Origin of the sequence: Pseudomonas sp. PA27(2017) (assembly GCF_001945445.1) — a bacterium.
Classification (GTDB): Bacteria; Pseudomonadota; Gammaproteobacteria; order Pseudomonadales; family Pseudomonadaceae; genus Aquipseudomonas.
Genome location: NZ_MSXW01000038.1, coordinates 121,044 through 130,602, shown reverse-complemented (window position 1 = coordinate 130,602; position 9,559 = coordinate 121,044). Strand labels below are relative to the sequence as shown.

Sequence of the window (9,559 nt, the reverse complement as noted above, 5' to 3'; positions counted from 1 at the left end):
GGCGGCGGCGCATTTCATGATGTGCGAGCCCACCGGCGTGGAGCCGGTAAAGGCGATCTTGGCGATGCGCGTGCTGGTGGCCAGCGCTTCGCCGGCTTCACGGCCGAAGCCCTGGACGATATTGAGCACGCCCGGCGGCAGCAGGTCGTTGATGATCTCGGCCAGCAGGGTGATCGACAGCGGCGTCTGCTCAGCGGGTTTCAATACCACGCAGTTGCCGGCGGCCAGAGCGGGAGCGAGTTTCCAGGCGGCCATCAGCAGCGGAAAGTTCCAGGGGATGATCTGCCCGACCACGCCCAGCGGCTCGTGGAAGTGATAGGACGCGGTGTGTTCGTTGATCTCCGCCGAGGTGCCTTCCTGGGCGCGGATGCAGCCGGCGAAGTAGCGGAAGTGATCGGCGGCCAGCGGCACGTCGGCGTTGAGGGTTTCGCGTACGGCCTTGCCGTTGTCCCAGGTCTCGGCCACGGCGAGCAGCTCGAGGTTGGCTTCGATGCGGTCGGCGATCTTCAGCAGGATCAGCGCGCGGTCCTGCACTGCGGTCTTGCCCCAGGCATCGGCGGCAGCGTGGGCGGCGTCCAGGGCCTTGTCGATGTCCTTGGCGTCCGAGCGGGGGAATTCGCCGATGGCCGAGGCATCCACCGGGCTGGTGTTGGTGAAGTACTGACCGCCCACCGGCGCGACGAACTCGCCGCCGATGTAGTTGCCGTAGCGCGATTTCAGGGTGACGACGGCGCCTGCGGTACCGGGTTTGGCATAAATCATGTGAGCGACCTCTTTATTGTGGGGGCCTGACTTCTGAGGCCAGAGACAGACCGGGGTTCGATTGCGACTGCCAGCAACCTGCCGCCTGCCATCGAATCGCCGTAAACCGGCGTGGCAGAGCCTAGGGCTGCCGAGCTGCTATCAGGGTAGACGCCTTCGCGGACTTTCGCCGCCGGCCACTCCAAGTGCTGCCGGTGCTCACCACCCACCGGATTCCCTGAACGTTGACTGCGTGCAGACAGTCACCTGATCACAGGCAATCATCAGGAGCAGGACATGAACAAAGTAACGGGATCGGCGCTGCTGCTCGCAGCCTTGTTCAGCGCTGGCGTGCAGGCCGATGACGACGGGCTGACATTGCAGCAGCAACGCGACAGGATCGGCGACGAGATGGTCCGCGATCGCACCGGCGCGCCGCCTGCCAGCGAGAGTGGTTCGGGCCAGGCAATGGATCCTCAGCAGCAACAGCCTGGGCAGCAGCAGCCCCGTAGCACGCTCAACTCCCCTGCCAGGAACCAGAATGGCCAGCAGCCAAGCGACCAGAATATGCAGCGCCAGCCCTCTACCACTGCGCCGGGTACTGGCACTCAGGGCGGCTCTACCCCGCAAGCCGGTTCGTCCGGCAGCTCCACTGCGCCGGCCACACCCGGCACTGGCGGTGGTAGCCAGGGAACTGGCGGCGCAGTGATGAGCAACTGAGGCGAGAATCCGCCATCCATGAAGCATTTGCGGCGTTAGGGCGGCGAGATCTCGCCACATGCACCAGAAAAACGTGATGCGAAAATTGATACAGATCACTAGTTCAGTCTGATTCGGCGCTGGGCGATGCTCTCGGCATGGATATTGCCTTTCGGGCAGCCTGCGACGAAAGCGCGCACTTGAAGGTAAATGCCCGGCGTTTCAAAAAATCACCGGGACTGGCCGGTTTCGCAGAACGAAACCTGATCGCATGCAACAGGCGCTGCCCCTCCACCACCCGGAGCGGTATGAACGTCGGTCTTGCGGTCATGCAATCACATCACTGGAATGGTCTGTCTAATGAAGAAACTCCTGCTGTCCCTACTGTGCTTGAGCGCGCTCGGCTGCGCCAAGCAACCCGAACCGGAAAAATCCGTGGACGTCCTGCTGATCGGCGGGGGCATCATGAGTGCGAGCCTCGGCACCTACCTCAACGAACTCGAGCCAACCTGGAAAATCGACCTCTACGAGCGCCTGCCACAAGTCGCCAACGAGAGTTCCAATGCCTGGAACAACGCCGGTACCGGTCACTCGGCGCTCGCCGAGCTGAACTACACCCCGGAAAAGGCTGACGGCACCATCGACATCAGCAAGGCCGTGGCGATCAACGAATCCTTCGAGATCTCCAAACAGTTCTGGGCCTATCAAGTTGAGCAAGGCGTTCTGAAGAACCCGAAATCCTTCATCAACGACGTTTCTCACATGAGTTTCGTGTGGGGCGACAAGAACACCGAGTTCCTGAAGAAGCGCTATGACGCGCTGCAGCACAGCTCGCTGTTCCGCAACATGGAGTTCTCCGACGACCCTGCGCAGATCGAGGAGTGGATTCCCCTGGTGATGGAAGGCCGCGAGCCCGGCCAGAAGATCGCCGCGACCCGCGTGCAGACGGGCACCGACGTCAACTTTGGTGAAATCACCAACCAGTTGCTGAACAACCTGTCGCAGAAGAAAGACGTGTTCAACGTTCACGTGCAGCAGGAAGTGCGCGACATCACCCGCGCCGACGACGGCACCTGGAACGTGACCATGGCCGACCTGGCCAATGGTGACAAGCTGAGCACCGTGAATGCCAAGTTCGTGTTCATCGGCGCCGGTGGCGGCGCGCTTAAGCTGCTGCAGAAATCTGGCATCCCTGAAGCTGAAGGCTATGCAGGCTTCCCGGTCGGCGGCTCCTTCCTGGTTACCCGTAACCCGGAAATCGCCGCCAGGCATCAGGCCAAGGTCTACGGTCTGGCATCGGTAGGCTCGCCACCCATGTCGGTTCCGCACCTGGACACCCGCGTTATCGATGGCGAGAAAGTCATCCTGTTCGGGCCGTTCGCCACCTTCTCCACCAAGTTCCTGAAAAACGGTTCGCTGCTGGACATGTTCGGCACCATCACTACCCACAACATTTCGCCGATGTTCAATGCCGGCGTCGACAACTTCTCCCTCAGCACCTACCTGATCGGTCAGCTGATGCTCAGCCAGGAAGACCGCATGCACTCGCTGCGTGAATACTTCCCGGAAGCACAGGACAAGGACTGGGAACTGATCCAGGCCGGCCAGCGCGTGCAGATCATCAAGAAAGACCCGGAGAAAGGCGGCATCCTGCAGTTCGGCACCGAAGTGGTCAGCTCCGAAGACGGCTCCATCGCCGCCCTGCTGGGCGCCTCGCCGGGCGCTTCCACCGCTGCGCCGATCATGCTTCACCTGATGGAGCGCACCTTCAAGGACAAGATCAAGACCCCTGAGTGGCAGGCCAAGCTGAAGGAAATCATTCCCTCCTATGGCCAGACTCTGAACAACGACCTGGACCTGACCAACAAGACCCGCGCCTGGAGCAGCGAGCGTCTGCAGCTGAACTTCGTGGAAATCAAGCCCGAGCAGCCGCAAGCCGAAGAAGCTGCGCAGGCCGAGGCCCCAGCCGAAGCGCTGTAAGGCCTACCGGCAGGCGTCTCCACGCAAGGCGCCACGCTGAAACGAAAAACGGCCCGCAAGGGCCGTTTTTTTATGGGCAGCTTTCCCGAGGAGATCAGGCCGGCTGGGCCGCCCTGCCATTGGCCACGAAACGCAGTATCCACTCGCCGACCGTGCGCCCATGGTGATCCTGATGCAGGGTATCGACCGCTGCACGGTAGGTGGTTTCGCCGATGTGTTGCTGGCGAATGTCCAGCAGCGCGCGGGAATACTCGGGCACGAACTCCGGATGCCCCTGGAAGCACAGCACCTGATCACCGATGCGATAGGCCGCGTGGGCGCAGAACGGGCTGGTGGCCAGCAGCGTGGCGTTTTCCGGCAGCCGGGTGACCTGATCCTGATGGCTGATCAGTAGCGTCAGCTCATCCAGGGCTGGCGTCATCCAGTCAGGCTGCTCGGTCAGTTGATAGCGATGGATGCCCACGCCCCAACCGCCACTGGCGCGTTCGGCCTTGCCGCCAAGCAGCAGTGCCAGCAACTGGTGTCCGAAGCAGATGCCCAGCAACTTGTCGCCTGCCTGATAGCGCTCGAGCAAGTAGGTCTTGAGCGTTTCGATCCACGGATCGGTGGCGAACGAATCGGCCTTGCTGCCGGTGACCAGATACGCATCGAAACGTGCATCGGCGGGCGGATAATCGCCCTGCATCACGTTGAATACATGGAAGCTGGCCTCGATGGCCTGGCCAGCGAAAAGACGTTCGAACATCTTGCCGTAGCCCTGATACTGGTCGACCAGCTCGGGGCGCAGGATGTCGGTTTCCAGAATGCAGATCTGCAGCGACATGGCGGTACCTGAAAAAATAACAGAGCAGTCGAAGCCTGCCTGTGCGGATGCATCAAGGCAAGAGGCATGCCGTTATCGCGTCATCAGTCTTTTCGATAGCCGTCATGACCCGCATTCACTTTTACGCGTGCGCGAACGATCCGATGATTGCCTCATCGACCCGCGAGGCCACTGACGAGCGCAATCGCCATGCACAGCCAGACCATCCGCTACGCCCGCAACGGCGCCCTGGGCGCCATCGGCCTTTACCTGATCGTTGCCCTGCCCCTGCTGGCAGCCAGCATGCAGCACCCGGCTCTGCCTGTGCCGGCGGCAAGCCGGGCGACGGTGCCGGCACCGAATCAGGGCAGTTTTACCTGAACCCTAAGCGAAGCGCCGGACTCCAACCTGCAGTGCCTGAATGCGGGCGCAATCATCCTAATCAGTGAAGGAGTTCCACGATGCTCAAGAAGACCCTGACTGCCCTTACCGCCGCTGCCGCCATGAGCGCAGGCTTCGCCATGGCCGACCGCCCAGGCGCCGACTGGATCAGCATCGAGCAGGCGCTGAGCAGCGCCAAGCAGGCCGGCTTCACCCAGATCCACAAGATCGAAGCCGACGACGCCGGCTACTGGGAAGGCGAAGGCACCAAGCAGGACAACCGCCTCTATGAATTCCGCGTGGACGGCAAGAGCGGCAAGGTCATCCGCGAGCAACTGGACAACTGATCCAGCCTGCGTGAAGAACCGGCCCAAGCGGCCGGTTTTTTATGAGCGTGAAAAAGCCGGACGAACGGTCATCGGCTAACGGTCACCCACCGCAGGGCGTCTAGCGTCTGGCGCCGGGGTTATACGGAAATGAAAAAGGGTTCCATATCCTTGCAGACGCTCTTTGGTATTTCTTTATAAACAAGCGATCTAAAAAACTGATCCGCTCCCTCTACAGTCAATACATACGCCGTCGGGCTTTTGCCGAGGCATTGGGGGACGAGCAGCGCCCATCACAACAATCAAAAGGCGAACGGCCATGTTCAAGAAACCGAAATTCCGCCAGGCAGGGCTGATTCTCTTCGCCACCGCCGTCTTGCTGATTCTTCCCAACCTGAGCAGGATGATCGGCTGATCAGGCCACCCGTGGCATCCACCAGGCCAGGATCAGTGGCAACCAGGCGATCGCCAGCAACGTCGAGCACATCACCAGGCTCGCCACCTGTTCCGGCGAGCGATTAGCGCGTACCGCGAACAGGTAGTTGAATACCGCCACCGGCATTGCCGACTGCACTACCAGCACGGCGTGCGTCAGCGGTTCCAGGCCCATCGCCGCACCGATACCCCAGCCGACGCCAGCCCCCAGCACGATACGCAGCGCTCCCAACACCAGCCCGGAACCCAGGTGATGCAGGCGAATGCTGGCCAGCGATACGCCCAGGGTCAGCAGCATCAGCGGAATGGTCATGCCGCCCAGCAGACCGACGGTATTGGCCAGCCAGCGCGGCAATTGCAGATCCATGAAGATCATCGGCAGCGCCAGCAGCAGGCTGACCATGATCGGATTGCGCAGCAGATCCTTGATGGAGGCGGCGTTGCCCGACAAGGCGATCCCGACGCTGAACTGCATGATCGACAGCGTCAGGAAAAAGGCCACGGCCAGCGCCAGACCGTGTTCGCCAAAGGCATACAGGCTGATCGGCAAGCCCATGTTGCCGGTATTGGGAAACAGGAACGCCGGCACCAGCACCTTCCACTGCTGACGAAACAGGCGACTGAACAGCATCCCGAAAAGCCCCATGCAGCCGGTGACCAGCACGCAGCCCAAGGCCATGCTGGTAAATGCATCAGGGTCGAGATCGGTACGACTCAGGGTGGCCAGCACCAGGCTTGGCGTGCCGATGGTCAGCACCAGGCGAGCGATGAATTCGGTGGGGTAAGTCTGGCCGCTGCGGGCCCAAGCATAACCAATGCCGGAGACGATGATCACCGGCGCCAGAACAGCAAACAACTCGGCCAGCATGGCCTATTCCTTAGGGCAAAGCGGCCATGCTAGAAGCGATCACCCTCATATCGCAAGCCATGCCGGTATGAATGGGCCCGCAAGAACTACGCCCTCCCCACTCACTGCGCCTGCACGCTCAGCAATGGCTCGACGTCGACCCGCGCCATCATCCGTTCGCTGCCGCCGCCACGGCGCATGCCGCGTACCGGACAGGCGTCCAGGTAGTCCAGGCCGATCGCCAGCTTCAGATGGCGCTCGGGCCGGGCCAGGCAGTTGGTCACGTCGAAGCTGTACCAGGCGCCGTCCAGCCAGGCTTCGGCCCAGGCATGACTGGCCAGATGATCCTGATTGTCAGCGACCAGATAGCCGGAAACGTAGCGCGCCGGAATACCGAGGCTGCGCGCGCAGGCGATGAAGGCATGGGCGTGATCCTGGCAGACGCCCTGGCGCCCGGCGAAGGCTTGCGCGGCACTGGTCTCGACAGCGGTCGCACCCGGTTGGTAGCGAATATGGTCGTTGAGGCCGTGCATCAGATCGATCAACGCATTGCGATCACGACGCTGGGCGCATTGCGTCCAGGCGAAATCACGCAGCGCTCCATCCGCTTCGGTCAGCCGGGTAAAGCGCAGGAACGGCAGTGCCGACTGACTCTCGAGCTCGGCATCGCTGGACTCGTCGATCTCCACGAGGCCCCGAGCGCCAATGACGATCGACTCGTGGGGCTCGTCCAGGGTCAGCACATGGAGGATGTTGCCGTAGGGGTCACGCTGCGCACGAACCGGCCGGGGCAGATCCAGCTGCCAGTCGAGTATCTGCTGGCGAGCGCTGTCATGGGGCGTGAGGCGCAGGTACTGGATGCTGGCCCGCACCTGATCCTCGTAGTGATAACTGGTGTTATGACGAATGGACAGTCTCATGCGACCTCCAGATAAGACGTGTGGATGGCACTGCCGAGTTCGTGAATCTGCTCGATGAATTCGGTCAGCCAGGCGTGCAGGCCTTCGTCCAGCACCTCATCGATGCTGGTGTAGCGCAGCCGCGCGTTCAGTTCGGCCGCCAGACGCTGCGCCGGGCGGCCGTTGTCGCCGGGTAGCCCGGCGAGCATCTGGTACAGCTCGTCCATGCACGCGCTGAGCGAGCGCGGTACTTCGCGGCGCAGCAGCAGCAATTCCGAGACCTTGCGGGCGCCCGGCGAGCCCCGATAGACCTCGGCGAACGCCTCGAACGAGGACAGCGCGCGCAACAAGGCGCTCCACTGGTAGTAGCTGTGGGCGGGCCGATCATCGGCATCGTCGACGTCCTCGCCGAGCAGCTCGTAGCGCGAGTCGAGCAGGCGCAGGGTGTTGTCGGCACGCTCGATGAAGGTGCCCAGGCGGATGAAGCGGTAAGCCTCGCCACGCACGATGGTGCCGAAGGTCGCACCACGGAACAGGTGCGAGCGCTCCTTGACCCACTCGCAGAAACGGCTGATGCCGTAACGGCCTAGGCCCTGCTCGGCGATGCCGCGGATTTCCAGCCAGGTGGCGTTGATGTTTTCCCACATGTCGGCGGTGATGCGTCCACGCACGGCGTGGGCATTGCTGCGTGCCGCGCCCAGGCAGCTGTAGATGCTCACCGGGTTCTGGGCGTCCAGGGCGAAGAAATGCAGGATGCGCTCGGCGTGCAGCGCGCCATGGCGTTGCTGGTAATCCTCCATGGTGCCGGTGATCAGCAGAGGCATCGCCAGTTCGTCGAGGCCATCACGGCGCCCGTCCTGGGGCATCAGCGACAGCGAGTAGCTGACGTCCAGCATGCGCGCCAGGTTCTCTGCGCGCTCCAGGTAACGGGACATCCAGTACAGGTCGGAGGCGGTTCTACTCAACATGGCTCAGTCCTCCACCACCCAGGTGTCCTTGGTACCGCCGCCCTGCGACGAGTTGACCACCAGCGAGCCTTCGCGCAGCGCCACCCGAGTCAGGCCACCGGGCACGATGCGCGTTTCCTTGCCGGACAGCACGAAGGGGCGTAGGTCGATGTGCCGTGGCGCGATGCCGTTCTCGACGAACGTCGGGCAGGTCGACAGGCATAGGGTCGGCTGGGCGATATAGGCGTCCGGCCGGGCGATCAAGCGCAGGCGAAAGGCCTCGATTTCCGCATTGCTGGCCGCAGGACCGACGAGCATCCCGTAACCGCCCGAGCCCTGGGTTTCCTTGACCACCAGATCCTTGAGATTGGCCAGCACGTGGGACAGCTCGGCCGGCTTGCGGCATTGCCAGGTCGGCACGTTCTTGAGGATCGGCTCCTCGTCCAGATAGAAACGAATCATCTCGCCGACATAGGGGTAGATCGATTTGTCGTCCGCCACGCCGGTGCCGATGGCATTGGCCAGCACCACGTTGCCGGAGCGATAGGTGGAAAGCAGGCCGGGCACCCCGAGCATGGACTCCGGGTTGAAAGCCAGCGGATCGAGAAAGGCGTCGTCCAGACGGCGATACACCACGTCGACCTGCTTGGCGCCGGCGGTGGTGCGCATGAACAGCTTGTCGTCACGTACGAACAGGTCGGCGCCTTCCACCAGCTCGACGCCCATCTCCCGCGCCAGGAACGCGTGCTCGAAATAGGCGCTGTTGAACCGCCCTGGCGTGAGCACCACCACGGTCGGGTTGTCGAGCGGGCTGGAGCTCTTCAGGGTGTCGAGCAGCAAGCTGGGATAATGATCGATGGGCGCGATGCGCTGGTTGGCGAAAAGCTCAGGGAACAGGCGCATCATCATCTTGCGGTCTTCGAGCATGTAGCTCACACCGCTGGGGGTACGCAGATTGTCCTCGAGCACGTAGTAAGTGCCGTCGCCATCGCGTACCAAGTCGACGCCGGCGATATGCGCATACAGGTCACGGTGCAGATCGAGGCCCTGCATCGCCAGCTGATAGCCCTCATTGGCCAGCACCTGTTCAGCCGGAATCAGACCAGCCTTGATGATCCGCTGATCGTGATACAGGTCGGCGAGGAACATGTTGAGCGCCTGCACACGCTGGATGCAGCCACGCTCGACGATGCGCCATTCGCTGGCAGGAATGCTGCGCGGAATGATGTCGAAAGGAATCAGTCGCTCGGTGCCTTGCGCGTCGCCATACAGAGTGAAGGTGATGCCGGCACGGTGAAAGAGAAGATCCGCTTCGCGGCGACGCTGGTCCAACAGGTCCTGGGGGGTTTCCTGCAGCCAGCGGGAAAAGGCCTGGTAATGGGGGCGGCAGGTACCATCGGGCAGGTGCATCTCGTCATAAAAGGTGCGGGTCATGCTGTACTCCTTGCAGCCCAGTTCGACCCGATCACTGCAAGCGCCGAGCCAGCGGTTTTATTCCTTTA

10 protein-coding genes are annotated in these 9,559 nt (G+C 62.3%); 4 read left to right on the top strand and 6 right to left on the bottom strand.

Annotated elements, in window-relative coordinates:
- On the bottom strand, positions 1 to 762 hold a 762-nt coding region (locus BVH06_RS17310), incomplete at its 3' end, for an aldehyde dehydrogenase family protein (protein WP_139315671.1).
- Positions 763 to 1,038: 276 nt separating this feature from the next.
- Between BVH06_RS17310 and BVH06_RS17305 the strand changes: the two genes are divergently transcribed.
- Together BVH06_RS17305 and mqo are read left to right on the top strand one after the other, a co-directional pair.
- Entirely contained in the window at positions 1,039 to 1,461 is a 423-nt protein-coding gene (locus tag BVH06_RS17305; protein WP_075934902.1) for a hypothetical protein, read from the top strand.
- 339 nt (positions 1,462 to 1,800) lie between these two features.
- A complete protein-coding gene (gene mqo / locus BVH06_RS17300; protein ID WP_075934901.1) occupies positions 1,801 to 3,420 on the top strand; it encodes a malate dehydrogenase (quinone) in 1,620 nt (539 codons plus the stop codon).
- Between the two features lie 94 nt (positions 3,421 to 3,514).
- Here mqo and BVH06_RS17295 read toward each other — a convergent pair whose 3' ends face one another.
- On the bottom strand, positions 3,515 to 4,243 hold the full coding sequence (locus BVH06_RS17295; protein WP_075930508.1) for an amidotransferase: 729 nt from the start codon (positions 4,241 to 4,243) through the stop codon (positions 3,515 to 3,517).
- 189 nt (positions 4,244 to 4,432) lie between these two features.
- Here BVH06_RS17295 and BVH06_RS25755 point away from each other — a divergent pair, with 189 nt between their 5' ends.
- Both BVH06_RS25755 and BVH06_RS17290 read left to right on the top strand, forming a co-directional pair.
- The gene (locus BVH06_RS25755) at positions 4,433 to 4,603 is read left to right on the top strand and encodes a hypothetical protein (protein ID WP_168172922.1); all 171 of its coding nucleotides are present in this window, start codon (positions 4,433 to 4,435) and stop codon (positions 4,601 to 4,603) included.
- An 80-nt stretch (positions 4,604 to 4,683) separates the two neighbouring features.
- Positions 4,684 to 4,950: a PepSY domain-containing protein gene (locus BVH06_RS17290; RefSeq protein ID WP_075930509.1), complete on the top strand. Its 267-nt coding sequence runs from the start codon at positions 4,684 to 4,686 to the stop codon at positions 4,948 to 4,950.
- 394 nt (positions 4,951 to 5,344) lie between these two features.
- On the opposite strand, the gene BVH06_RS17285 is transcribed toward BVH06_RS17290, so the two are convergent.
- The 4 genes from BVH06_RS17285 to BVH06_RS17270 form a co-directional block, all read right to left on the bottom strand.
- Positions 5,345 to 6,232 (bottom strand): AEC family transporter, encoded by an 888-nt coding sequence (locus BVH06_RS17285; protein WP_075934900.1) that lies wholly within the window; start codon positions 6,230 to 6,232, stop codon positions 5,345 to 5,347.
- A gap of 101 nt (positions 6,233 to 6,333) precedes the next feature.
- Positions 6,334 to 7,131 (bottom strand): transglutaminase family protein, encoded by a 798-nt coding sequence (locus BVH06_RS17280; RefSeq protein ID WP_075934899.1) that lies wholly within the window; start codon positions 7,129 to 7,131, stop codon positions 6,334 to 6,336.
- The gene (locus BVH06_RS17275; RefSeq protein ID WP_027905209.1) at positions 7,128 to 8,078 is read right to left on the bottom strand and encodes an alpha-E domain-containing protein; all 951 of its coding nucleotides are present in this window, start codon (positions 8,076 to 8,078) and stop codon (positions 7,128 to 7,130) included. The genes BVH06_RS17280 and BVH06_RS17275 overlap by 4 nt, the downstream gene beginning before the upstream one ends.
- Before the next feature lie 3 nt (positions 8,079 to 8,081).
- The gene (locus BVH06_RS17270) at positions 8,082 to 9,491 is read right to left on the bottom strand and encodes a circularly permuted type 2 ATP-grasp protein (RefSeq protein WP_075934898.1); all 1,410 of its coding nucleotides are present in this window, start codon (positions 9,489 to 9,491) and stop codon (positions 8,082 to 8,084) included.
- Positions 9,492 to 9,559: the final 68 nt, after the last annotated feature.